Here is a 24,564-nt window from a genome sequence, read left to right on the forward strand (position 1 = left end):
CACGCACCGCCTTCGGACTTCCGCACGGCACGCCGTCCCCCGTGCCGACTCCCCTTGTTCTATCGCGCTCACACCCGACTCTCCGATGCCACCGCTGACTTTTCCACCATCTCTCAACACGGCGGCATCCGTACGGCGAAGCGACCACAGGGGCGGCAGGGGCGTGAGTTCACTTTCCCGTCCCGTCATTGGTCTGTACATGTCTATCGGGCCCGCGTCAGACTGACCGGCGCACGCGCGTCCCACCCCCACCGATACCGAGGAGTAGGCTTCCATGCCCGCGTCCACCCGGCAACGTTGTCGCGCAGGCCTGACCGCCCTGGTCGCCCTCGCCACCACCCTGGTCCTCGCGACCGCCGCCCCGGCCTCGGCCGCCGACACCTGGACCGAGACCGGCTCCGACCATGCCGATGCACTCACCGAGAGCCAGGGCCTGACCTCGGTCGAGGTCCCGGCCAACAGCCCCAACCGGTACACCGGCATCGGCACCATCCCGCTCAGCGTCTCCAGCCGCGGCTGGAACCACGTCGGTGATCCCGACGAGTCCTACGACGGCTACTACGTCGAGCCCTACCAGGCGGACTCCGGCACCGCCAAGATGTACCGGGTGCAGGCCCCCGACGGCACCTGGTCGGAGTACGTCCACACGCTCGCCTCCGGCGAGGCCCTCAACAACTCCTGGTCCGCCATCACGCCCGACAGCCAGTACATGCTCTCCGGCGAGTACGGCACGATGACGCGCTTCCTGGTCCTCCCGACGCCGGGCGCCAACAAGAGCACCTCGCCGTCGGCGAACCTCCCGCTCGCGTCGGTCGTCCATCTGGACCACGCCGTGCGTGACGTGCAGGGCTGCGACTTCTCCAGCGCCACCACGCTGCTGTGCTCCTCGGACGACCCGGACGGCAGCCTGTTCGGCTACACCAAGCCGCTGCTGCAGATCGACCTGTCCGCCCAGCCGGGCTCCGCCGACGTCACCGGACATGTCACGGCGCTGCGCCAGCTGCCGCTGCGCAGCTCCTGCTCGGGCACCTTCGAGGCCGAGGGCATCGACTACGACCGGCGCACCGGCACGCTGCGGGTCATCGTGATGTCGCCCAACATCTGCGTCCTCACGGACAGCAAGACCTACAAGTTCACCCGGAGCTGAGCACCCGGCCGCCTGCCGCGGCGGGTGGTGCAGGGCACGGAGATCGGTGCTTTTCTGTTGGCATGGCGTGGTTCGCGGGGGAACCCGTGCCACCACGCCATGCCATGAGAGGAGCGATCACGATGGTCCGTGAGCGACTGCACGAGGAACCCGTCTCGCTGGAGATCAGCGGATGCAGCAAGGAGGACGCCCGGATCGTGTTCGACGCGCTGTGCCAGTGCTTCGAGTCCGACCGGGCCGCCGAGGACGTGCCGCAACAGCTCCACGAGACCCGCCCGATGGTGTGGCTCGGCACGTTCGAGGTCACCGACGCCCACGAGTGCTCCCTGCCGCCCCGGCTCTCGGCCTCGGTCGAGGCCGACGCGCAGGGCGGCTACTGGGCCATCGACCGGCTCCGTACCACCCTCGACTCGCTGTTCACGGTGCGGAACCTGTCGTCCGCGTCGGGGGACCAGGAGAGGGAGCTGCACGTCCTGCTCGAGAGCCGGTGAGTGGTGCGTACGGGTTGAAGGAAGCCATTGATATGTCCCATGCCACCCCGGGGGTGTTGTGCAACTAGTTGCATAAACCGTGCGCGGTCCTCTACAACTACGGTGACGACACCGCGCACGGAGGCCCCCATGAGCCGTTACCCGAACCTGCTGAAACCCCTCGACCTGGGCTTCACCACACTCCCCAACCGTGTGCTCATGGGCTCCATGCACGTGGGCCTGGAGGAGGCCGAGCGCGGTTTCGAGCGGATGGCGGAGTTCTACGCGGCCCGGGCCCGCGGGGGAGTGGGCCTCATCGTCACCGGCGGCATCGCGCCCAACGACGAGGGCCGGCCGTACGAGGGCGGCGCCAAGCTCACCACCGAGGAGGAGGCCGGGCAGCACCGGGCCGTCACCGAGGCCGTGCACCGCGAGGGCGGCCGGATCGCCCTGCAGATCCTGCACTTCGGCCGGTACGCCTACCACCGCGACCTGGTCGCCCCGAGCCCCCTCCAGGCCCCGATCAGCCCCTTCCCGCCCCGCGAGCTGACCGACGCCGATGTCGAGCGCACCGTCGACGACTACGCCCGCACCGCCCGCCTGGCCCGGCAGGCCGGCTACGACGGCGTCGAGATCATGGGCTCCGAGGGCTACCTGATCAACGAGTTCATCGCCGCGCAGACCAACCACCGCACCGACCGCTGGGGCGGCTCGTACGAGAACCGGATGCGGTTCCCCGTCGAGATCGTCCGCCGGGTGCGCGAGGCCGTCGGCGACGACTTCATCATCGTCTACCGGCTGTCCATGCTGGACCTGGTCCCGGGCGGTTCCTCCCTCGACGAGGTGATCACCCTCGCCCAGGCCGTCGAGGCCGCCGGAGCGACCATCATCAACACCGGCATCGGCTGGCACGAGGCCCGCATCCCCACCATCGCCACCTCGGTCCCGCGCGGCGCCTACACCTGGGTCACCAAGAAGCTGATGGGCGCCGTGTCCGTCCCGCTGGTCGCCACCAACCGCATCAACACCCCGGAAGTCGCCGAGGAGTTGCTCGCCGACGGGTACGCGGACATGGTCTCCATGGCCCGCCCGATGCTCGCCGACCCCGACTTCGTCAACAAGGCCGCGGCCGGTACGCCCGAGGCCATCAACACCTGCATCGGCTGCAACCAGGCCTGCCTCGACCACACCTTCAGCGGGAAGATCACCTCCTGCCTGGTCAACCCGCGCGCCTGCCACGAGACCGAGCTGATCCTCGCCCCGACCCGGCTGAAGAAGCGCGTCGCGGTGGTCGGCGCCGGACCGGCCGGCCTCGCCTGCGCGGTCTCCGCCGCCGAACGCGGCCACCAGGTCACCCTGTTCGACGCGGCGGCCGAGATCGGCGGCCAGCTGAACGTGGCCCGCAAGGTCCCCGGCAAGCAGGAGTTCGACGAGACCCTGCGTTACTTCCGCCACCAGCTCGACGCCCACGGCGTGGACGTGCGCCTGAACACGACCGTCGAACCCGAGGACGTCACCGGCTACGACGAGGTCGTGGTCGCCACCGGCGTCACCCCGCGCACCCCCGACATCCCCGGCGCCGACCACCCCCGCGTCCTCGGCTACCTCGACGTGCTGCGCGACAACGCCCCCGTCGGCGACCGCGTCGCGATCCTCGGCGCGGGCGGCATCGGCTTCGACGTCGCCGAGTACCTCACCGACGGCGGCGACAAGGCGAGCGAGGACCCGGCGACGTACTTCAAGCACTGGGGCGTCGACACGGAGTACCAGGGCCCCGGCGGTCTGGCCGCTCCCGAACGCCCGGCGCCCCCGCGCACCGTCCACCTGCTCCAGCGCAAGACCAGCAAGGTCGGCGCCGGGCTCGGCAAGACCACCGGCTGGATCCACCGCACCGAACTCAAGCACCGGGGCGTCACCATGGTCCCGGGTGTGCAGTACGACCTGATCGACGACGCCGGACTGCACGTCACCGTGGACGGGGAGAGCACCGTCCTGGAGGTCGACACCGTCGTGCTGTGCACCGGGCAGGAACCGCGCCGGGGCCTGTACGAGGAGCTGGTCGCCGCCGGCTGCAGCGCGCACCTCATCGGCGGTGCCGACGTCGCCGCCGAACTGGACGCCAAGCGGGCCATCAAGCAGGGCACCGAGCTGGCCGCCGCCCTGTAGGGGCCCTCCCTAGGATGAGCCCATGTCACTCCCGCACGCGATCCTCACCGCCCTGCTCGAAAGGCCGTCGTCGGGGCTTGAGCTGACCCGCAGGTTCGACAGGTCGATCGGGTACTTCTGGTCGGCCACGCACCAGCAGATCTATCGCGAGCTCGGAAAACTGGAGGCCGAGGGCTACATCCGCACCCTGCCGGCCGAGCAGCCGGCCCGCGGGCAGAAGAAGAGCTACGAGGTCCTGCCCGCGGGCCGCGCCGAACTGGCCCGCTGGACCGCCGCCTCCCAGGACCCCAAGCCGCAGCGGGACGTGCTCCTGCTGCGGCTGCGCGCGGCCGCGGTCGTCGGCACCGACGGCCTCGAAGCCGACCTGCGCCGCCATCTGGAGCTGCACCGGCGGCAGTTGGCCGAGTACGAGGAGATCCAGCGCCGCGACTTCCCGCCGGGCAAGGACGCCCCCGAGGACCGGCTGCGGCACCTGGTGCTGCGGGCCGGCATCGACCTGGAGACCTTCTGGACGCAGTGGCTCGGCCATGCCCTGGAAGAGTTCCGCGAACTCCCCGGCCCGTCCTAGAGCCGGTAGGGCTTCGAGCGCTTGCGCAGGTACCAGCCCGTGGCGATGACGCCCGAGCCGACCAGCGTGGCGCCGATGCCCAGGGTGAGCGGGCCGTAGTCGCGGGCGGCGCCGCCCAGGCCGCCCATCACGCCCCGGGCCGGCGCGGCCGACCTGGGGGCGGAGTTGGTGGTGGAGTTGGTGGTGGTGGAGGAGGTCGTCGGCGCGGCGGGGGTCGAGGAGACGATCACGGACTGGGTGCCCGCCGTACCGCCGTTCGAGCACATGACGACCACCGTATAGGTGCCCGGCGACACCCCCGACCAGGCGGCGGACTGGCTCACCGTGGTGCCCGCCAGGGCCACCTGCCGCCCCTGGGCGAAGGCGGTCTGACCACTGTTGAGCAGGGAGGCGTTGCCCCAGCTGCCGTTGCTCTGGGTGCAGGCGCTGGTGACCACCGAGACCGTGCTGCCGATGGTGCTCACCGAGATGCCCGAGAGCGCGGCCGACGGGCCGGCGAGCCAGGTCGGGAAAGCGGCGGCGGCCGCCAGGGTCAGGCCGGAGCGGAGGAGAAGTCGTGTAGTGCGCATGGTCTGCCCTCCGGCGGCACGGTTGGCGGAACGTCCCGTGCGCCGCCGAGGGTGGGGAAACGCCCGTGCTGCCTCAGGTTCAGCGAAAGGGGCCCGGGCGCGTCCCGCACCCGGAGGGCGACCGGCCAGGTGACTTCTTCCTCCGTCCGGTCCAGGCCCGGGATGCGCGGCCGGCCCTTGTCAGGCACCTGTCGTCACGGTCCGCTCCGCCGACCAGCCGCCCCAGGTGCCGTCCGGCAGCCGCGCCCGGAGCCGCACCTGGTGCACGACCCCATGGTCCCGGCCCACATAGAAGCTATAGGTCGACCGTCCTTCCGGTGGGGTGCCACCCCACACCAGGGAGGTGGTCGTACCGCCGTCGAGCCGGATCTGGTACTCCGTGACCACACCGTCCACCTGCGGCGGATCCCAGGCCAGATCGAGGTAGCAGGCCCCGCTCTCCTCGTGGGTCCGTGCCGTGAACGCGGTCGGCGCGGTGTCCCGGCCGTCGTCGCTGCCGGGCGTGGTGAGGCGCACCGCCGTGCTGGCGGGCGAGAGGTTGTCGGCCGCGTCCCGGGCCCGGACGGTGAAGACATAGCGGGTGCCCGGCCGCAGCCCCATGACCACGGCTGCGGTCTGGTTCCCGCCCACACTGTGGATCTTGGCTCCGCCCTGCCAGATGTCGTACGACACCACGGCCCGGTCGTCCGTCGAGGCGCCCCAGGACAGCTGCACCGCACGGCTGTCCACGGTCCGGCCCACCGGCCGGGCCGGGCGGGTCGGCGCGGAGCGGTCGGCCGCGACCCTCGCCGGGGTGGTCGCCCGCACCGCCCGGCTGCGCGGCCCGAGGCTGCCGTCCCCGCCCCGGGCCCGCACGGTGAACACATACGCCGTGGACGGTCTGAGCCTCGTGACGTCCACCATGTGCTGGGACCCGGGCACCTCCTCGACCTTCGTGGTGCCGCGGTACACCTCGTAGCCACGGATCCCGGAACCTTCCGGCAACTCGTTCCACATGACGTGCACGCTGGTGGCGCTTCCGGCGGCCGCCGTCACCCCCGTCGGGGCGCCGGGCAGCCGGCCGCTGTCGCCGTCGGCGGCCCCGCCCCAGCCACAGGACGTCACGAACAGCAGGGCGCAGACCACGACGGCGACTCGGCGCACGGTTCCGCCTCCCCGGGGACGGCAGCACGGCAATGGTCCGGACCAATATGGCCTGCCCGGGATGCGGACATCAAGAGGGCCGTGTTGGAGACGACGGGGGAGAGTTACGTATGCTGTGGGTCCTGCGGTCGAACTTCCCCGGAGAACAGGGGAGTTCGCGCCTGTGGCGCGGAACGCTGTCGTCGCTGATCCCGCGCCGGCACGGGTGGCCGGGGCGACCTGGGCCGACACCGGCTCAGCGCCCCGGTCCTCGGCGAACGCTCACGAAGTGTCAGTTTCGTTGCTCCGAACGGCCCTGTACGGCCTCCACGTGCTGGCCCGGCCGCCGGACCCGCACCATCTTGTTCCGGGTGACTCCATGTCCCCCACGAAAAGGGTCCCTCATCGTGCGTGTCCAGTCGCTGACGCTGGCCGCGGCCGGCGCCGCCCTGCTCGCCCCGGCCACACTGCCCGTGCCCGCCGCCTCGTACGCGGCCCCCCGTGACCGGCACCGGATCTCCGCCGACGACCTGCTGGCCCGGGTGCGGGACTGTACCCAGGTCTCCAGGGGCCGCTTCCGCTCCGATGCCGACACCGCCGCCACCGTCCCCGTGTGCGGCACCCGGCAGGTCGTCTTCTGGAAGGCCGACCTCGACATCGACTGCGACGGCCAGAGGACCGCGCACTGCAACCGCACCGCCGACCCGGCGTTCACCGCCACCACCGCCTACCAGCAGTCCAACGGCCGTCAGCTCAACGCCGAGAAACTTCCCTACGTCGTCGTACCCGGCCCCAGCGGCCGCTGGAACCACCGGGCGGCCGGCGTCCGGGGCGGCGCGATCGCCGCGGTGATCTACAAGGACCGGGTGCAGTACGCCGTCGTCGGCGACACCGGACCGCGCGACATCATCGGCGAGGCCTCCTACGCCACCGCGAAGGCGCTCGGCGTGAACCCCGACCCGCGGGTCGGCGGGGTGGCGTCCGGCGTCACCTACATCGTCTTCAAGGACTCCGGGATCGAGCCCATCGAGGACCGTGCGGCGGCGGAGGCGGAGGGGGAGCGGTTGGCGGCGGAGTTCACCGAGGACGGCTGACCGGCCGGCGAGCCGCCCCCCCGCGGTACGGGTCAGACGGCCGCCCAGCCGTTGTCCACCGGCAGGATCGCGCCGTTGATGTTGCTCGCGGCGTCCGAGGCCAGGAACACGATCGCCGCCGCCTGCTCCTCGGGCTCGGAGACCTGGCCCACGTTGCCGAAGTACGGGCCGAGCGCGGTCGGCCCGTGCGCGCCGTCCTCCAGGTCGATCCGGATCCCGGTCCTGGTGCCGCCGGGGGCGATCGCGTTGGCCCGGATGCCCTGGTTGCGGTACATCACCGCCAGGTTCTTGGTCAGGCCGACGACGCCGTGCTTCGAGGCCGTGTAGGCGGCGCCCGCCGCGCTGCCGCGCAGGCCGGCCTCGGAGGCGGTGTTGACGATCGCGCCCCGGCCCGCCGCCAGCATGTGCGGCAGCACGGCCCGGGTGAGGAGGAACGGTGCGGTGAGGTTGACCCGTATCACCCGCTCCCACTCCGTGTCGCTGACGTCCGCCAGCGCCGACATCCGGTCCATGATCCCGGCGTTGTTCACCAGGACGTCCACCCCGCCGAACCGCTCCACCGCGGTCGCGACCACCTGGTCCACCACGGACTGCTCGCTGAGATCACCGGTGACGGCCACGGCCGTACCGCCCGCCTTCTCGATCTCCGCCACCGCCGTGCCCGCGGCCTCGGCATTCAGGTCGGCGACCAGGACCCGTGCCCCCTCCCTGGCGAAGGCCAGGGCGGCGGCACGCCCGATCCCCGATCCCGCGCCGGTGACGATGACGCCGCGCCCGTCGAGTCCGCTGGCCATGTGGTGCTCCCATCAGGTGGTTCGAGGGCGCTCGGCGCCCGTTACGGGACACACCGTACGACTTAATGTCTTCGAGCGACATAAATTCATCGCGTGAGTTTCCACCACCTCGGCTCCTCGGCGAGAATCTCGGTGCAGCAGCCACCGGCACGGGAGGGACAGATGACCGCAGGGGGACGCACGGGACGGCCGCCGCTGACCGAGGAGCGCAAGGCCGAGATCAGACTGGAGATCGCCCGCGCCGCGGTGGACCTGTTCGTCGCCCAGGGGGTGGCCGCGACCACCGGCGAGCAGATCGGGCAGGCGGTCGGCGTCTCGGCGCGCACGGTGTGGCGCTACTTCCCTAGCAAGGAGGCCTGCGTACGACCGCTGTTCGCGGCCGGCATCGAGGCCGTCGCCGACTGCCTGCGCGCCTGGCGCCCCGGCCGGCCGCTGGAGGAGGCCTTCGAGGACGCCGTACCGGCCGACAGCCGGCTGGTGCGCAGCCCGGACCGCGCCACCATGGGCGCCCTGGTCCGGCTGACCCGCGACGAACCGGGCCTGCGCGCCGAGTGGCTGCAGTCCTACGACGAGGCCGAACCGGCGTTCGCCCGCGCCCTCGCCGAGCGCTCCGGGCTGCGCGCCGACGACCTGCGGCCCACCATCCAGGCGGCCATGCTCAACGCGGCCCTGCGCGCGGCCGTCGAGCACTACGCCTGGCGCGTCGCCGACGAGACCACGGACCCCGCCACGGCGGAGGCCGAACTCACGTCGACGATGCGCGAGGCCCTCGCGGTGGCGGCGGAGGGGCTCGCCTAGGGACGGCTGTTGTACGCCTCCGCCCGCAGCGCCGGACGGCCTGCGGAGAGGGCCCGTGACGGCCAGGACACGCTGACGGTCTGTGCTTCTCCCGGCAGCAGCCACAGGTAGTTGTGGCTGTAGAGCGTCGGCAGCACGCGGTGGCCGGTGGCCTCGTCCACCAGCGACAGCCGGACCATGGCGGCGACGGCCGAGCCGCGGTTGCGGACGGTGGCGGTCAGGGAGCGACGGTCCCCGGACCGGGACACCGGTCCGGCCGAGACGGACACGTTCACCGGTTGGGCCTTGTTGAGCGCCTGCAGGGCGGCGGGGTCGCGGTGGCGCCAGTACGTGTTGCGGGACAGCTCCTCGCCGCCCGCGGCCGTCAGGGTCAGCCGGAGCAGGTGCAGGTCGGGCAGGTCATCGGTCCAGCCGGCGGTGAACGCCTCGGCGGTGGCGGCCCGTGACACGTCCACCTTCGCCGTCCTGCCGTTGCCGAGCCGCCGGCCGGACAGGTCGTACAGCCGGGCGGTGACGGTGGCGCCCCGGAGGTCCGCACGGGTGTGGTTGACCGCGAGGACCTGCCACTTCACCGGATCGGCCTGGACGTGCAACGGTTCGCAGGCGGAACGGGCGCCGTAGTACGTGCCGTTGACGTCGAAGTCGTAGTCGTAGGTCTGCCATACGGTGCTGTGCCAGGCCGGGTGGGACATCCACAGCATCAGGCCGGTGGCGTTGTCCCACAGGTTGGCGTTCCAGGCCTCGAACATGGCGCGCGTGTTCTCGAAGTTGACGAACTGCGCCTTGCGGGCGAAGTCGTCCAGGCCGGTGGCCGCGCCGAGGCGGGTCTCGATGGCCGCCCTGTAGTTCTGCGGCGCCTGGTTCCCGCGCTCGCTCCAGTCGTGGTGGTACCAGGCGCCGCCGATGGGCCACTCCGGCTCGTCGCCCGTCAGGTTGCGCAGGCTCGCCGCGGTGGACACGACCGGCATGCCGATCTCGGTGTGGAAGCCGAAGTCCTTGCTCCCGTAGGTGGCGGGGTCGAAGTACGCCTCGGGCTCCACCCAGCCGTAGGGACCGCCGCCCGTGACGATGCCGCCCGCCGAGTTGTTCTGGTAGAGCAGCCCGGGCACCTGCTGCTCGACGGCCTCGCGCATGCCCTTGTCGATCGCGGCCGGCGGGTTGCCCTCGTTCGCCCCGCACCAGACGGCCACACAGGGATGGCTGCGGTAACGCAGCACGGTGTCCCGGGCGATCGCGTTGAAGGCGTCGTGGTCCGGCGGGTCCATGCCCCAGGCGTTCGGGAAGTCGTTCCAGACGAGGATGCCGTGCCGGTCGCAGGCGGCGAAGAACTCCTCCCGGTCGCTGCTGCCGACCCAGTTGCGGATCATGGTGAAGTTCATGTCGCGGTGCATCCGCACCGCCGCGTCCATGCGCTCCGGCGGCATGCGGCGCAGCAGCTCGTCCCAGCCCCAGTTGCCGCCGCGGGCCAGCACCGGCACGCCGTTGACCGTGATCCGCAGCGGATCGGGGGCGTTCGACACGGACTTGACGTCGGTCCACTGCTCTCCGTCGGAGGACACCCGGATGACGTACGTCTTCGGGTACGCCGTCTCCCAGACGATCGCCACCCGGTCGAAGTCCCGCGCGGAGCCCAGGTCCACCTGGATCCACTGGTGGTCCTCGTACTGCGAGGACCAGCGGGTGCCCGGGTCGCCGTCGGTGGCGTTCGAGGCGGGGTGGTCGGACTCCTCGGTGGAGGCCGTCGCCGTCCGGTGCAGGGCGAGGTCGGTGCCCGGACCGGCGCTGTCGATGACGCCGAGCGACCACAGCGAGTTGCCCCAACTGGTGTTGCGCAGCCCGCAGTCGATACGGACGTAGCGGGCGGTCCGCCGGTCGAAGTCCTCGACCTGGAGGCTGGCGTTGCCGTCGTTGAACGGCAGCGGAACGGCCGAGTTGTCCACCGCCCGCACATCGGTCCACTCGGTGCCGTCGGCGGAGACCTGCACCACGAAGGTCCTCGCGTACGCCCGCTCCCAGGTGAGGTCCACCCGGTCGAAGGACTGCGCCGAGCCCAGGTCGACGCTGATCCACTGGTCGTCCTCGTACGCCGAGGACCAGCGGGTGTCCGGATCGCCGTCCGTCACGTTCGCCGGGCCGTGGTCGTCGCCGTCCGTGCTGGAGGCGTCGGCGGGCGCGTGCAGGGCGAGGTCGGTGGCCTGCCGGGCGCTGTCCCGCACCGCCAGGGTCCACAGCGAACTGCCCCAGGAGGTGGCCCGGGTACGGCAGTTGATGCGGACGTGCCGCGCCTGCTGCCGGTCGAAGGTGACGGTCTGGGTGTACGCGTCGCCGGTCGCGGTGAACGGCAGCGGCACCTGGTACTCGTAGCCGAACTGGCGGATGCCGAAGCGGGTGGTGCGCCGGTCGCTCTCGGCGCCGTCGACCGACGCGCTGAGCGTGAGGTCGTGCAGGTCCGGCTCGCCCAGACCGTTCGGCCACCACAGCCTGGGGTTGCGCAGCCGCAACTGCCGGAAGGCGTCGGGGGCGAAGACGACGTCGACGCTCCCGCCGGCCGGGACGGTGACCGCCTTGGAGACCCGGACGTCACCGAACGCCGCGGACACCGTCGCACTGTGGTCCGTGGTGTCGGCGTTGCGGACGGGGACGACGACGGTCAGCTCGGCGACGGAGACGTCCGGCAGGTTCGGGAGGTTCGTGTCCACGCGCGGGTCGCCGATGAGGACCTGCCCGGTGGATCTGAGCCGGACGTGGTTCCAGATGCCCGCCGCACGGTCGCGGACGGCCGGCATCCAGTCCCAGCCCGAAGAGGCCAGATAGGTGGGCGAGTTGAGGTTCATCTGCCCGGCACCCGCGTCCACCCACGACTCGCCCAGGGGGCCCTTGTCACCGGGGCTGCCGGGCACGGGCATCGGCGTGATCCGCACGGCCAGCGCGTTCGCGCCGTCCGGGGCGAGCAGCCGGGTCACGTCGTGGGAGGAACGGGCGAACGGGTAGGTCAGGTCGCCGACATGCTCGCCGTTCAGCCAGATGTCGGCCTTGTGGTTGACGCCGTCGAACTCCAGCCAGATCCGGCGGCCGGACCCCGTGCGCAGGCCGCGCGGCAGCTCGAAGTCCCGCTTGTACCACCAGGAGTGCCGCGACAGCGCCTCGGGGATGCGCAGGTTGTTCAGACCGGAGACCGGGTCGGGAAGTCTGCCCTGGTCCACCAGGGAGCCCAGGACCGTGCCGGGGACGGTGGCGGGCAGCCAACTGCTCGTGTCGACACCGGCCTTCGACAGACCGGGACCGTCCCCGCCCGCCCAGTCGTCCAGGGTGAGCCGCCAGCCGGACTCCACCGGGACCGTGCCGTCGTCGGCCACGGTCAGGCCGGGCGCCGAGTCGTGCCGGGTGCCCCAGTCGGTCCAGCCGGTCGCCGCGGGGCGGTGCCCCCGGGGGACGCCGTACACCTCGAACCCGTTGAGGCCCAGCGGCAGGGGACTGGAACGCCTGCGGCAGGTCATCCGCACCCAGCGCGCCGGGACCGGGCGGCTCAGTGGGACGTCCACCACTCCGCCGGTGCCGGCGGTCGTGCGGTGGACACTCGTCCACGACTCCTCGTCGAGCGACGTCTCGACCAGGAAGTCGAGCGCGTAACTCGACAGGATCTCCTTGCCGGTGGTGCCGTCCGCCGGATTTCCGGTGGCCGGAGGGGTGAACACCGGGTCGGCGGCGTCGGCTTCGAAGGTCAGGCGGATCCGGGAGACCTCGCACGCCGTCTGCAGGTCCACGGCGATCCACTGCGGGTCGCCGCCCCCGGCGCGCCAGCCGCTGCCCCGCACGCCGGGTGCGGTGAGGCTGTCGACGACGAAGGACCCCGGCGTGGCGGCGTAGGCGGTCGAGGAGACCGAGACGGGCCGGTAGAGCGCGAGTTCACCAGGCGCGGTGGGCTTGGCAGGTGCGCCGGCGGGGGCGGCGGCCGCGGTCGGCACGGGGAGTACCGAGCCGAGTCCGAAGCCGGCCAGCAGGGTGGAGCCCGTGGCGACTATGGAACGCCGCGAAGGATTGCGCGACGGATCCGACTGATCGGTCATGAGTCTGACGTCCCATCAGAAAACGGCGGGGCGAGCCGAATCGGCTCCGGGCGCCCCGCGTCGAGCACAATGACAACGTTGCCAAAGGCTGGGACGCGTGGAGCTTCCTGTCAAGACCTGATGCGTGGATCGACCGCTGTCCCCCGGATGTGCGGCCTTGGCGATGTGGACCGTCCCCGCCGCCGACTCCAAGGTGGCCACTGTTCGCGTACGCGAAGTGCGCATAGGGTGGAATCGCGAAACCCGTCCCAGGCCTGCCCGGCGAGGTCCGGGCCGGACGGTGGAGTGGGGTGCGTCGCCCGGTCGCCCGATGGGCTGGTGGTAGCCGAAGTGACGGCGCGGCAGCGTACGAGACGGGCACGGCGAACCGAAGCGGCGAACGTCGTGCAACCCGGCGGTGACCGAGGTGGCGACGGTCACAGACGTGAAGGAGCCTGGTCGCAAGCCGCCCGGCGCGTCGTACCTCCGCGGGCCGAGGGGCAACTCGGGCCGGGCCGGACGCGCTGCGCGTGCTCGCGCGGTACCTGGCCGCGGCCGGCGATCGGCCGCAGCTCCTCCCCGCACGTCAGCAGATGGCCCTCACCCTCGGGTTCCACATCTTCCTGGTGCCCTTCGGCGTAGCGCTCACCACACTGATGCTCGCCGCCACCCACCGGGTCTGCCCCGGGGTGACGCGGAGGCCCTGCCGCCCGCGCGGCGCTGGTCCGCCGACCGCCGCGCGCGTCCCGAACTCGGCTCGGCCGCAGCTCCGTCGGCCCGCCGGATCCCGCTGTGAACAGGCAGTTCTCAGACCTTCCGGTAGGTGTACGCTTCGGCGGCCGCCGCCTCCACCGCGTCGAGGTCGGCCCCGGTCGTCGCCGTGACGACCGCGGCGACCGCGCCCTCGACGAACGGGGCGTCCACCAGGCGGGTGCCGTCCGGGAGTTCGTCACCCTCGGCGAGCAGCGCCTTCACGGTGAGCACCGCGCTGCCCAGGTCGGTGAGGACGGCGACCCCCGCACCCCGGTCCACGGACGCGGCAGCGGCCGCGATCAGCTCGGCGCTGGTGCCGAGCCCGCCGCCCTCGGTGCCACCCGCCGGAGCGACCGGCACCGCCGTGGCACCACCCGCCAGCCCCTTGGCCAGCTCCGCGACGGACGCCGCGACCTCCGCGCTGTGCGACACCAGTACGATCCCGACCAGCTTGTCGTCACTCACCGGCTGCCTCCGCGAGTCCCGCCACGAGCAGCGCCGACGAGGTGGCGCCGGGGTCCTGGTGGCCGATGCTGCGCTCGCCGAGATAGCTCGCCCGCCCCTTGCGGGCCTGCAGCGGGATCGTCGCCTCGGCGCCCTGCTCGGCGGCGGCCCGCGCCGCGCCGAAGCCGTCTCCGAGGGCGTCGACCGCCGGCACCAGGGCGTCGATCATCGTCTTGTCCCCGGGCGCGGCTCCGCCGAGCGCCATGACCTTGTCCACCCCGGCCCGCAGCGCCTCGGCGAGCTGGGCCTCACTGACCTCGGCCGTGTCGCCGAGCGCCTTGCCGGTGCTGCGCAGCAGCGTGCCGTACAGCGGCCCGGACGCGCCGCCGACCGTGGAGATCAGCCGGCGCCCGGCGAGTGTCAGGACGGCACCCGGGGTGGCGGGCGCGTCCTTCTCCAGCGCGGCGATCACCGCCTTGAACCCGCGCTGGAGGTTGCTGCCGTGGTCGGCGTCCCCGATGGGGGAGTCGAGGGCGGTGAGCCGCTCCGCCTCGCGGTCGACGGAGGCGGCGGTCGCCGCCATCCAGCGGCGGAAGAAGTCGGCGTCGAGCACTGGATCTCCTTGCGTAGCGGTACGGACGCGGGTCGGCGCCGTCGGTGGTGTCTCTCCCTCACATGCCCCAGCGCAGCGCCGGCGTCTTCACCGGCGCGTCCCACAGCCGCAGCAGTTCCTCGTCGACCTGGCAGAGCGTGACCGAGGCACCGGCCATGTCCAGGGAGGTGACGTAGTTGCCGACCAGTGTGCGGGCCACGCTCACCCCACGCTCGGCGAGCACCCGCTGGACCTCGGCGTTGAACCCGTACAGCTCAAGGAGCGGGGTCGAGCCCATGCCGTTGACCAGGACGAGGACCGGGTTGTGCGGCGGCATGTCCTCCAGGACGGCGTTGACCGCGAAGTCGGCGATCTCGCCGGACGTCATCATGGCCCGCCGCTCCCGGCCCGGTTCGCCGTGGATGCCGATGCCCAACTCCAGCTCGCCCGGCGGCAGATCGAACGTCGGGGTGCCCTTGGCCGGGGTGGTGACGGCGCTCAGCGCGACACCGAAGCTGCGGGAGTTCTCGTTCACCTGGCGCCCGACGGCCTCCACCCGATCCAGCGGCTGCCCCTCGGCGGCGGCCGCGCCGGCGATCTTCTCGACGAACAGGGTGGCGCCGGTGCCGCGCCGGCCCGCGGTGTAGAGACTGTCGGTGACGGCCACGTCGTCGTTGACGAGCACCTTCGCCACCTGGATGCCCTCGTCCTCGGCGAGCTCGGCGGCCATGTCGAAGTTGAGCACGTCACCGGTGTAGTTCTTCACGATGAACAGCACGCCGGTGCCGCTGTCCACGGCCGCGGCGGCCCGGGCCATCTGGTCGGGGACGGGGGACGTGAACACCTCGCCCGGACAGGCGGCCGACAGCATCCCGGGGCCCACGAACCCGCCGTGCAGCGGCTCGTGCCCGGAACCGCCGCCCGAGACCAGCGCGACCTGCCCGGCGACGGGGGCGTCCCGTCGTACGATCACCCGGTTCTCCACGTCCACGGTGAGGTCGGGATGGGCCGCCGCCATGCCCCGCAGCGCGTCCGCCACCACGGTCTCCGGAACGTTGATCAGCATCTTCATGCGGTCCTCCAAATGACGCTACCAGACTAGTCTCTGACCTGCTCCTTTGCAGTTCAGAGCGGGTTTCTCCGGTTCTTGATCCTGGCGCCCCGTCCGCGGTCCGGAGCGGGTCGTGGCGAGGCTGATGCCGACTCAATACTGACTTCGGTGACTGTTCGTCAGGTGCATTCGGGGGCCGTGACCGCGAGCCGCGTAGTTCTCCTGAGCGCAGTATCGACCTTGCGCGCGCGGAGGTCACCTGGGCGGGCGCGGGAAGCCCACTTGACGGGCTTGGGGCTGCCTGCTCGTCTGCCAGTGATGCGGGAAACGGCGCAAGCGACGCCCGCCGGCAGGTTGGTACACGACGCACATGGCCCTGACCAGTACGAATGCCAGCGTTGAAGCAGGGACCGCGCGCCCTGGCCCGCATATGGTCCGGATCTTGGTCGTGGACACGGCGAGGCCGGAGGCGGAGAAGGGACTCGCTCTGAACCAGGCGTGATGCGCGCAGCCAGTGGGGCGACGAGATCTTCCTGAAGCCGTCCACCTAGTGGCGCTGACCTGCGGCGATGCTGCTGGGAACGCCTCTGGCCCGGGCTGATCCGTCTTTCTGGGCCTTTCACGCTCGTCCCTCACCGGAAATGGCCCCGAGCGGGGCGGTGCCTCCCTTGCGGCGGTGGCGACGACGGCGCTTGCAGACCGTCCTCCTCGCCTCGCTCCGGCTCCGGCTCGGCCCATGATCAGCCGGACAGGCCACAGGCCTGCCCGGCGACGGGATGCCTTCACGTCCCGGCGCGGCGGAACTCACGGTTTGTGGGTCACCCAGAGCAGTTCCGCCGGCCAGCGGTGTGCCCAGTCAGGCGGGTCGGTTTCGTTGTATCCGTTGGCTGTTCCGGTTTCGGGCCGCGGCTCGATGAGGTCGTCGATGACGAGACCCGCGCCGCGCAGGACCTTGACCCAGTCGCCGTAGGTGAGCTGATAGCTGGTCGCGCCCTGGTCTTCGGCGATGGTGTCCAGCCCGAAGTAGTCCCGCTGCAGCGTCGTGGTCACGCGTTCGGCGGCTTCGTCGTAGCAGGCTTCGAACCATGGGCTGGCGACGTTGAACACCAGGCGCCCACCCCGGCGCAGGACGCGTGCGGCCTGCGGGACGGCCAGGTGCGGGGGCGCCCAGCTGAGCCCGCCGTAGTCACAGAACACCAGGTCGAAGCTGTCGGCGGCGAACGGGAGGTGTTCGGCGGCGCCTTGCACCAGCGGGTAGCGGGCCGCTCCCATCGCGCGAGCTGCCGCGGCGAGCTGGGCTTCGGACAGGTCGAGCCCGACCACGGTGGCGCCCTCGGCGGCGAGTGCCCTGGACCACTGGCCGGCGCCGCAGCCGAGTTCGAGGACGCGCTTGCCGGTGACGTCGCCCAGGGCGTGCAGGTGCGCGTCGGGGATGGAGTACATGCCCCACAGCCGGGGCGCGGCGCCGATTCGCGGGTCGTGCTCGTGCTGGTAGGCGCTGCTGATCCGGTTCCAGAGCCGCCGGTTGGCGGGGATGCTGTCCACGTGCCGACTCCAGCACGGCCTGCCGGGGACGGTCAACACTGTTTGGAGGCGGTTCGCCGGACAGCGTCCCAGGCCCTGCCGGCCGCACTGGGGCCGCCGCTACGCGAGAGGGAGGATCTGTCATCCCGAAGCGGGCCACTGCCGGCGCGCTCGGCGCCTCGAAAGACCGACCCGCACGGATGAGATGGACGGGCTGAGCCCGCGCCACGATGGCAGGCGTCACCTGCAGGCCCACGAGTACGCACAGGAGTTGATCGAGACACGAAGCCGCTCATGTACACCGGAGTCGGACTCTGCGGTGCCGGCATGGTCGCATTGACCGTCGGCGCGGTTGTCGACGTCGACGCGGCGGACCCGTGGGCCGGCGTCGGTGGTGGCATCGCAAGTCTGGCGGGCGTCGCCCTGGCGTTGTACGGCCAATTCGCGCAGTCGGCCACGCCTGCCACCAGCGGAACCCAGGTCAGCGCCGCCGGAGAACGGTCCATCGCGGCCGGAGGCAGCATCGGCGCCGCCACGACAGGCAACGGCGCCGCGCCCGCATCCCCGCCGACACCGTCCGCGGCCCCCACTCCGCCTCCGGCGTCCGGGACGGTAACCGCGGCCGGCGACAGGTCCGTCGCAGCGGGCGGTCATTCGGCAGCGCCTCGACGGGCGACGCCTGAGAAAGCTGAAGGCCGGGGCACGGCGCGGGCAGCCTGGGGAGCAAGGCGTGGTCCACCTCGAGGAGAACGGCGCGGCGGCATCGGTGCGGCTTTCGGACGAGGAGTTCGCCGCGCTGACAACGGCCGTCCGGGAACCGGCCCGGCCTCCGGGCAGCGAAGGTCATGGGCGCTGCGAGCCCTCCTGCGAGGGCGGCGCCAGAGCCTGGAGTGCGGACAGGGCGCCGTCGGCCACCGGGGAGGGCGGGGCCGAGTCGGGCGGCACCTTGCGGAAGGCGCTCGGGGACATCCCGTAGACGGCACGGAACCGGCGCGAGAAGTGGTACGCGTCGGGGAAGCCGCACCGCACGGCTATGGCGCGGAGCGAGAGGTTGCTCAGCCACAGCAGCGGCTCGGCCCTCGCCAGGCGGAGCCGTTCGAGTCCGGCGACGGGGCTGACGCCCAGGTGCCGCTGGCAGAGCCGCGACAGTGTGCTCTGCGAGACGCCGGCCGCCCGCGCCAGCCGCTCCAGGGGGAGCGGGCGGGCGACGCCGTCCGACCAGTGGCTGCGGACCGCGGCCATCATGGCGAGCAGCGGCTCCGGGAGGGCCGGTGGGCTGGGGCCGGTGTCGTGCACGAAGGTGAAGAGCAGCAGCCGCAGCGTCTCCTCGGCGTGCCGCTCCCAGCCCGGCGGGCGGGTCGTGCCGAGCGTCAGCAGGTACCGGCAGAGCGCGGTCATCGGGTCGCCCCGGCCGGTCAGGTCCCGCACGACCGGCCAGCCGGAGTCGTCGGGGGGCTCCGTGCCCCGTACGACCGGGGGCAGCCGGAAGTGCGTGTAGGCGTGCCGGGTGGGCCGGTGGCCGTCCCAGTGGAACGTGTCGCGCATACCGGGGCGCACCAGCAGCAGCGCGCTGGGCGTCAGGGGTACGGTCAGGTCGCCGCAGACCCAGCGGGCGCTGCCGTGCAGCAGCCAGACGAATTCGTACGATCCGGCGTCCCTCGGGCCGAAGACCGCGCCGGGCGGGTAGTCGGCGACCGCGGGACCGAGCCGGGACAGGAGCACGGGGGTCGGTGGCGGGGCGCGATCCGTCACGGTCTCACCGATCGCAGCCCCCGGACCGGTCGCGCCGCACCCGGGGCCTGCGCACGTCGGCGGTGCCCTTGTAGGCGTACGGGTCCCGGCCCGCGACCAGCACGATGTCCCGGAAGTCGGCCTGGGCCATGGGTACGTCGGCCTCGGGGGGTGCCCAGGGGAGGAGGGACGAGGCGCTCATGTAGTGGTTGACCAGGGCCCGGCGGAAGCCCCGCCGACCCGTGTTGGGCAGTGACTTGTGCAGCAGATAGCCGTTGAAGAGCAGCACCGATCCGGCGGCGACCTCGACCGGCAGCGCGTCGGTCTCGTCGTACGGGAAGCCGTAGGACTCGACCGTGCAGTCGTAACGGGCGTCGTCGTGCTGCCGGTTGGGGTAGATGACGCCGGGGCGGTGTGAGCCCGGCAGGACCCAGAGGCAGCCGTTGTCGACGGTGGCGTCGTCGAGGGCGAGCCAGGCGGCGGTCAGCGACCGGTCCCGGGTGGGGATGAACATCTCGTCCTGGTGCCACGCCTGGCCCGGCTTCCCCTCGGACTTGACGAACAGCATCGACTGCATCGCCTTGACGTCGGGACCGATCACCTCGGTCAGCGGTCCGACGACGGCGGGATGGCGCATGGTGTCGAGCAGGAGAGCCGACAGCTTGTGCGGATAGTGCACGCACAGGAAGCGCCGTAGCGTGTCGTCGTCGCTCTCGCCCGCCACCGGGGGCGGTGCCCCCTCGACGGCGCCCCGCAGGCCGCGGCAGATCCGCACGGTCTCCGCCCGCAGCTCCGCCACCTCGTCCGGCGTCAGGGCGCCCGGAAGCACGACGTAACCGTCCCGGGCGAAGCGGTGCGCGAGGTCGTCGGCTGCGGTGTTCTCGGCCATGGTTCCGATGGTCCTGCACCGCGCGTCCGCGGGCCATGGCTCACCCGCGCACGGGGATGGCGAATCCGGTCACACCGCAAGATCGGATCATCTGTCAGAAACAAGCCCGACAAAGGGTGTTCATGTGTCTTGACGCCTTTCGTCGCGTCCGAGTAGCGTCATTCGGCACTTGCTAATACGTATTAGTGGGAGTGCTCATGGCCCCTCCCGAACGACGTAGACGCACCACCCAACGGGACATCGCCCGGCGCGCCGGCGTCTCCCAGGCGACGGTGTCGCTGGTGATCAGCGGAGGCGCGGCGAGTGCGCAGATCGCGGAACCGACCCGCCGCGCCGTGCTGGCGGCGGCCGAAGAGCTGGGCTATGCGGCCAACGTCGCGGCGCGCAGCCTGAAAGGCGGCCGGAACCGGCTGCTCGGGCTCTACACCTTCGAGTCGGTGTTCCCGACCGACCAGCGCGACTTCTACTACCCGTTCCTGCTCGGCGTGGAGGAGGAGACGGCACGGCAGGGCTACGACCTGCTGCTGTTCTGCTCCGGCGGGAGCGCGTCCGGCGCCCCGGGCACGCCGGGCGCTCCGGGGGAGGCGGGTGCGGCGAGCGCCTCGGGTGCGCCGCGGGCCGAGCGGTCGATCTACGCCGGTGGCACCAACCGGCTGAAGATCGCGGACGGTTGTGTCCTGCTCGGCCGGAACGTCCGCCGCGAGGAGCTGTCGGCACTGGTCCGGGAGGACTTCCCGTTCGTCTTCGTCGGACGCCGCGAGGTGGACGACGGTGAACTCTCCTACGTGGCCGCCGACTACGTCTCGGCGACCGCGGCACTCGTCGCCGAGCTGGCGGGGCTCGGCCACCGGCGGATCCTGTATCTGCGCGCCCCGGAGGACAGCGAGCCCACCAGGGACCGCGAGGAGGGCTACCGGCGCGGGCTGGCCGAGGCCGGTATCGCCGTGGACGAGGCGCTGATCCGGAGCCTGGCCGATCCGGCGGATCTGACGGTCGAGCGGCTGGAGGGGTGGATCGACGGACTCGGGATCACCGCGCTGCTGGTCGAGCCGACCGAGGACAACCGGCTCACCGAGGCGCTGGCGACGATGTCGGGCACGGAACGGGTCCGGTTCCCGGAGGACTGCTCACTTGCCCTGCTGGGCGATCCGCCGTCCTGGACACCCCGGTCGCGGAACTGGACACGGTTCTCGCTGCCCCGCGCCCAGATGGCGGGGGAGGCCGTACGGGTGCTGGTCGAGTTGCTCGACCAGGAGACCCCCGAGCCGCGGCAACTGACAGTGCCCTGCGCCTTCGTGCCGGGCGACTCGGTCGGTCCGGTACGAACGGTACGCACCGGTGGCGGGAGGCCGCGGACATGATCCGGATGATCGTGCACCGGCTGCTCATCGGGGTCTTCGTGATGTGGGGCGCCGCCTCGCTGATCTTCCTCATCGTCCGGGCCGCGCCGGGCGACCCCGCGACGGTACTGCTCGGCCCGGACGCCACCCGGAGCCAGATCGACGAGCTGCGCTCCTCGCTCGGCCTCGACCGGCCGCTCGGCGCGCAGTACCTCAGCTACCTCGGCGACGTCTGCCGGCTCGACTTCGGCCAGTCGCACTGGCTCGGCAGGTCCGCGATGGGCGCGGTCCTCGACCGGCTGCCCGCCACCGTCGACCTCACCGTGACGGCCACCGTGATCGCGGTGATCGTGGGACTGACGCTCGGCATGCTGGCCGGGGCGCGGCCCGGCGGCCTCCTCGACCGGGTGGTCTCGGCCTGCACGATCGCCCTGCAGTCGTTCCCGACGTTCTGGATCGGCATCATGCTGGTCCTGGTCTTCGCCCTGACCCTGCGCCTGCTGCCCAGTTCCGGGGTCGGCACGCCCCAGCACCTGGTGCTGCCCGCCGTCACCCTCTCCTTCCCGTTCGTCGCGATCATCGCCCGGCTGACCCGGACCAGCGTCGCGGAGACGATGGGCGAGAGCTACATCCGGACGGCGCGCGCCAAGGGGCTGACCGAGCGGCAGGTGCTGTTCGGACACGCGCTGCGCAACTCGCTGATCCCGGTGGTGACCGTGGTGGGCGTCCAGGTCGGGGCCCTGGTCGGCGGCGCCGTGATCGTCGAGAACGTGTTCGCCTGGCCCGGCCTCGGATCGCTCGTGGTGGAGGCGGTGGCCAACCGCGACTACACGGTCGTACAGGGCGCGACCCTGCTGATCGCCGGCATCGTCGTCGTACTCAACCTGATGGCCGATCTGCTCATCGCCCAGCTGGATCCGCGGATCCGGACGGGAGCCGTCTGATGGCCGACCTCACCGTCGCCGTCGAGAGGCCGGCGACGGCTCCGCGACGGGCACAGCGCTCGCTCCTGGCCCGTGTCCCCGCCGTGGTCGTGGGCTGCTACCTGCTGGTGGCCGTCGTCGGGCCCCTGCTGATCCGCTACGACCCGGTGCACACCTCCCTGGACGACCGGCTGCTCGCACCCGGCGCCAAGGTGTCCACCGGAGGCACCGCCTGGCTCGGCACGGACGGACTCGGCCGCGACATGTTCGCCCAGATCGTCTACGGGGCCCGGACGGCCGTGCTCATCGGCGTGTCCACGGTCGCGCTGTCCTGTCTCGTCGGCGTCCTCCTCGGCGCCGTCGCCGGTTACTTCCGGGGCGTCGCCGACGCCGTACTCGCCCGGATCTTCGACGTCCTGCTGGCGTTCCCCGCGATCCTGCTGGCGATCGTGATCGCGGGCGCCTTCGAGCGCAGTGTCCTGCTGGTCGTCGTCGCGCTCTCGGCGACCGGCTGGATCGGCTTCGCCCGCGTCACCCGGGGCATCGCGCTCTCCCTCAGGGAACGGCCGTGGGTCGACGCCGCCCGGGTGCTGGGAGTGCCCGGCCGGACCGTCCTCGCCCGGCACGTGCTCCCGTTCACGGCCGGACCGATCGTCGCCATGGCCACGCTCGAGTTCGCGCTGGTGGTGCTGGCGGAGGCGGGGCTCAGCTTCCTCGGCATCGGGCTGCCCCTCTCGACGGTGTCGTGGGGGCAGACCATCGCCAACGGCAAGGAGTACCTCGAAACGCAGTGGTGGATCTCCACCCTGCCGGGCATCGCCCTGTCCCTCCTGATCGTGAACGTGGGCATCCTCGGCGACCAGCTCACCGCCCGCTACGGGCGTGGCCGCTCCGACTGACACACACCAGGTACAGCGCCTCACCCCCCGGCTGACTCCGACCGGCCCTCGATCGAGAGGAGCACCATCATGACCAGGACGCGTGAGCGGGGGCGGAGCCGGCTGATCCGGCTCGCCGCCACCACCACCGCGGGCGCGGCGCTCCTCGCCGCCTGCTCGACGACCACGGGCGGCGACGACAACGGGGGCGGTTCCGCCTCGGGAGACGTGACGGTCGCCGGCACCTATCCGATCGAGAGCCTGGACCCGCACGGGGCCCAAGGCGCTTCCACCGGCACCCAGCTGGCCGCCCAGGAGATCTTCAGCAGACTCGTGAAGCCCGACGCGGACGGCACCCTCGAAGGCGACCTCGCCACGTCCTGGAAACCCGACAAGTCCGTCACGACGTGGACGTTCACGCTGCGCTCCGGCGTCACCTTCTCCGACGGCTCCGCGCTCGACGCCGACGACGTGGTCGCCTCCTTCCAGCGCATGATCAGCCTGAACGGCCCCAACGCGGGCAACTTCCCGGGCGACACGATGACCAAGGTGTCCGCCACCGAGGTGGTCCTGCACAGCCCGGCGCCCGACGCGTCCGTACCCGGCAAGCTCGGCACCTTCTACGTCCTCCCGTCGGGCATCGGCAAGGATGACACCGCCTTCTTCAACCACCCCGTCGGCTCGGGGCCGTTCAGCGTCGACGCGTTCACCCCGAGCGGGTCGCTGGTCCTGGTGCCCAACAAGAAGTACCGGGGCCCGAAGCCCACGCTCGGCAAGGTCACCCTACGGAACATCCCCGAACTCGCGGCCCGCATGACCGCCCTGCGCACCGGCGAGGTGGACGTCGTCTGGGGCATCCCCGACGACCAGCTCGCCTCGCTGAAAGGCCAGAAGGGCCTGACCGTGCAGACCGTGCCGAGCAGCGCCGAGTTCACCATGTGGTTCAACTCCTCGATCCCCGCCCTCAAGGACGCGAAGGTCCGCCGGGCCATCTGGCAGGCCGTCGACTTCAGGACCATCATCGACAAGCTCTATCCCGACACCGGCAAGCCGGCCGACGCGCCCGTGACGAGCGTCGTCCTCGGCCACGCGACGCAGCCCGCCGTCGCCTACGACCCGGCGGCCGCCAAGGCGGCCCTCACCGCCGCCGGGTTCGACTTCTCGAAGAAGCTCCGGCTCCAGTTCGCCAACGACGAGTTCAAGCCCTTCATCCAGGCCGTCGTCTCGGACCTGCAGAAGGTCGGCGTGCAGGTCGAGCCGCTGGAGAAGGAGCAGGCCGTCTTCACGGAGGACCTGCTCGCGCTCAAGTGGGACATCAACTTCCAGCAGCTGGCCACCCCCAGCTACGACGCGGCCGGCAACCTCGGCCGTCTCTACACCTGCGCGGCCAAGCGCATGGGCTACTGCAACAAGACGCTGGACGGCCTGCTGGCGGCGGCCGGCGCGACGGCCGACAAGGCCAGGCGCACCGACCTCTACGGTCGGGCCAGCAAGATCATCTGGGAGGACGCGGTCGGCATGTACCCGATGTCGGTGAGCATCGCCTACGCCTGGAACAGCGAGCTGAAGGGCTTCGTCCCGGACGCGAGCGGGCTGCCCGACTTTGCCGGCGTACGGACCGGCGGCTCGTGAACCCCGCCGGAACCGCGCGCGAACACGGGGCCG

The 24,564-nt window shown here is 71.8% G+C and carries 20 protein-coding genes; 10 read left to right on the forward strand and 10 right to left on the reverse strand.

Features of this window, described 5'->3' with window-relative positions:
• Nucleotides 1-274 precede the first annotated feature (274 nt).
• The 4 genes from ACFY0P_RS23905 to ACFY0P_RS23920 all read left to right on the forward strand — a co-directional run bounded on the left by ACFY0P_RS23905 (nt 275) and on the right by ACFY0P_RS23920 (nt 4,351).
• Nucleotides 275-1,147 (forward strand): hypothetical protein, encoded by an 873-nt coding sequence (locus ACFY0P_RS23905; protein ID WP_388916546.1) that lies wholly within the window; start codon nt 275-277, stop codon nt 1,145-1,147.
• Between the two features lie 122 nt (nt 1,148-1,269).
• Nucleotides 1,270-1,638 carry a hypothetical protein gene (locus ACFY0P_RS23910; RefSeq protein ID WP_388916549.1) on the forward strand — a complete coding sequence of 123 codons (369 nt, stop codon included), beginning with the start codon at nt 1,270-1,272 and terminating at the stop codon, nt 1,636-1,638.
• A gap of 129 nt (nt 1,639-1,767) precedes the next feature.
• On the forward strand, nt 1,768-3,783 hold the full coding sequence (locus ACFY0P_RS23915; RefSeq protein WP_388916552.1) for an FAD-dependent oxidoreductase: 2,016 nt from the start codon (nt 1,768-1,770) through the stop codon (nt 3,781-3,783).
• Nucleotides 3,784-3,805: 22 nt separating this feature from the next.
• A complete protein-coding gene (locus ACFY0P_RS23920; protein WP_388916555.1) occupies nt 3,806-4,351 on the forward strand; it encodes a PadR family transcriptional regulator in 546 nt (181 codons plus the stop codon).
• Here ACFY0P_RS23920 and ACFY0P_RS23925 read toward each other — a convergent pair.
• Both ACFY0P_RS23925 and ACFY0P_RS23930 read right to left on the reverse strand, forming a co-directional pair.
• Nucleotides 4,348-4,920 (reverse strand): hypothetical protein, encoded by a 573-nt coding sequence (locus ACFY0P_RS23925; protein ID WP_388916558.1) that lies wholly within the window; start codon nt 4,918-4,920, stop codon nt 4,348-4,350. The genes ACFY0P_RS23920 and ACFY0P_RS23925 overlap by 4 nt on opposite strands.
• 180 nt (nt 4,921-5,100) lie before the next feature.
• A complete protein-coding gene (locus tag ACFY0P_RS23930) occupies nt 5,101-6,063 on the reverse strand; it encodes a fibronectin type III domain-containing protein (RefSeq protein ID WP_388916561.1) in 963 nt (320 codons plus the stop codon).
• 386 nt (nt 6,064-6,449) lie between these two features.
• Between ACFY0P_RS23930 and ACFY0P_RS23935 the strand changes: the two genes are divergently transcribed.
• Nucleotides 6,450-7,136 (forward strand): glycoside hydrolase family 75 protein, encoded by a 687-nt coding sequence (locus ACFY0P_RS23935; RefSeq protein WP_388916564.1) that lies wholly within the window; start codon nt 6,450-6,452, stop codon nt 7,134-7,136.
• Nucleotides 7,137-7,168: 32 nt separating this feature from the next.
• On the opposite strand, the gene ACFY0P_RS23940 is transcribed toward ACFY0P_RS23935, so the two are convergent.
• Entirely contained in the window at nt 7,169-7,930 is a 762-nt protein-coding gene (locus ACFY0P_RS23940) for an SDR family NAD(P)-dependent oxidoreductase (protein WP_388916567.1), read from the reverse strand.
• Between the two features lie 162 nt (nt 7,931-8,092).
• Between ACFY0P_RS23940 and ACFY0P_RS23945 the strand changes: the two genes are divergently transcribed.
• Nucleotides 8,093-8,728 carry a TetR/AcrR family transcriptional regulator gene (locus ACFY0P_RS23945; RefSeq protein WP_388917274.1) on the forward strand — a complete coding sequence of 212 codons (636 nt, stop codon included), beginning with the start codon at nt 8,093-8,095 and terminating at the stop codon, nt 8,726-8,728.
• Here ACFY0P_RS23945 and ACFY0P_RS23950 read toward each other — a convergent pair.
• From ACFY0P_RS23950 to ACFY0P_RS23980, 7 genes are all read right to left on the reverse strand, one after another.
• Complete coding sequence (locus tag ACFY0P_RS23950; RefSeq protein WP_388916570.1) at nt 8,725-12,795, reverse strand: discoidin domain-containing protein; 4,071 nt, start codon at nt 12,793-12,795, stop codon at nt 8,725-8,727. The two genes, ACFY0P_RS23945 and ACFY0P_RS23950, sit on opposite strands and share 4 nt — an antisense overlap.
• A 786-nt stretch (nt 12,796-13,581) precedes the next feature.
• Nucleotides 13,582-13,992 carry a PTS-dependent dihydroxyacetone kinase phosphotransferase subunit DhaM gene (locus tag ACFY0P_RS23955; protein ID WP_388916573.1) on the reverse strand — a complete coding sequence of 137 codons (411 nt, stop codon included), beginning with the start codon at nt 13,990-13,992 and terminating at the stop codon, nt 13,582-13,584.
• Complete coding sequence (gene dhaL, locus ACFY0P_RS23960; protein ID WP_388916576.1) at nt 13,985-14,584, reverse strand: dihydroxyacetone kinase subunit DhaL; 600 nt, start codon at nt 14,582-14,584, stop codon at nt 13,985-13,987. Before dhaL ends, ACFY0P_RS23955 begins: the two co-directional genes overlap by 8 nt.
• A gap of 58 nt (nt 14,585-14,642) precedes the next feature.
• A complete protein-coding gene (gene dhaK / locus ACFY0P_RS23965) occupies nt 14,643-15,635 on the reverse strand; it encodes a dihydroxyacetone kinase subunit DhaK (protein ID WP_388916579.1) in 993 nt (330 codons plus the stop codon).
• Between the two features lie 783 nt (nt 15,636-16,418).
• Nucleotides 16,419-17,159, reverse strand: coding sequence for a class I SAM-dependent methyltransferase (locus ACFY0P_RS23970; RefSeq protein ID WP_388916582.1), 741 nt, complete (start codon nt 17,157-17,159; stop codon nt 16,419-16,421).
• Nucleotides 17,160-17,981: 822 nt separating this feature from the next.
• Nucleotides 17,982-18,890 (reverse strand): helix-turn-helix domain-containing protein, encoded by a 909-nt coding sequence (locus tag ACFY0P_RS23975; RefSeq protein WP_388916585.1) that lies wholly within the window; start codon nt 18,888-18,890, stop codon nt 17,982-17,984.
• 4 nt (nt 18,891-18,894) lie between these two features.
• Entirely contained in the window at nt 18,895-19,758 is an 864-nt protein-coding gene (locus tag ACFY0P_RS23980) for a phytanoyl-CoA dioxygenase family protein (protein WP_388916588.1), read from the reverse strand.
• Between the two features lie 197 nt (nt 19,759-19,955).
• Between ACFY0P_RS23980 and ACFY0P_RS23985 the strand changes: the two genes are divergently transcribed.
• The 4 genes from ACFY0P_RS23985 to ACFY0P_RS24000 all read left to right on the forward strand — a co-directional run bounded on the left by ACFY0P_RS23985 (nt 19,956) and on the right by ACFY0P_RS24000 (nt 24,531).
• Nucleotides 19,956-21,119: a LacI family DNA-binding transcriptional regulator gene (locus ACFY0P_RS23985; protein WP_388916591.1), complete on the forward strand. Its 1,164-nt coding sequence runs from the start codon at nt 19,956-19,958 to the stop codon at nt 21,117-21,119.
• Complete coding sequence (locus ACFY0P_RS23990) at nt 21,116-22,042, forward strand: ABC transporter permease (protein ID WP_388916594.1); 927 nt, start codon at nt 21,116-21,118, stop codon at nt 22,040-22,042. Before ACFY0P_RS23985 ends, ACFY0P_RS23990 begins: the two co-directional genes overlap by 4 nt.
• Nucleotides 22,042-22,920: an ABC transporter permease gene (locus tag ACFY0P_RS23995; protein ID WP_388916596.1), complete on the forward strand. Its 879-nt coding sequence runs from the start codon at nt 22,042-22,044 to the stop codon at nt 22,918-22,920. The genes ACFY0P_RS23990 and ACFY0P_RS23995 overlap by 1 nt, the downstream gene beginning before the upstream one ends.
• A gap of 69 nt (nt 22,921-22,989) precedes the next feature.
• A complete protein-coding gene (locus ACFY0P_RS24000; protein ID WP_388916599.1) occupies nt 22,990-24,531 on the forward strand; it encodes an ABC transporter substrate-binding protein in 1,542 nt (513 codons plus the stop codon).
• Nucleotides 24,532-24,564: the final 33 nt, after the last annotated feature.

It is taken from the genome of Streptomyces sp. NPDC001714, assembly GCF_042892755.1.
In the GTDB taxonomy this organism is placed as follows: Bacteria; Actinomycetota; Actinomycetes; order Streptomycetales; family Streptomycetaceae; genus Streptomyces.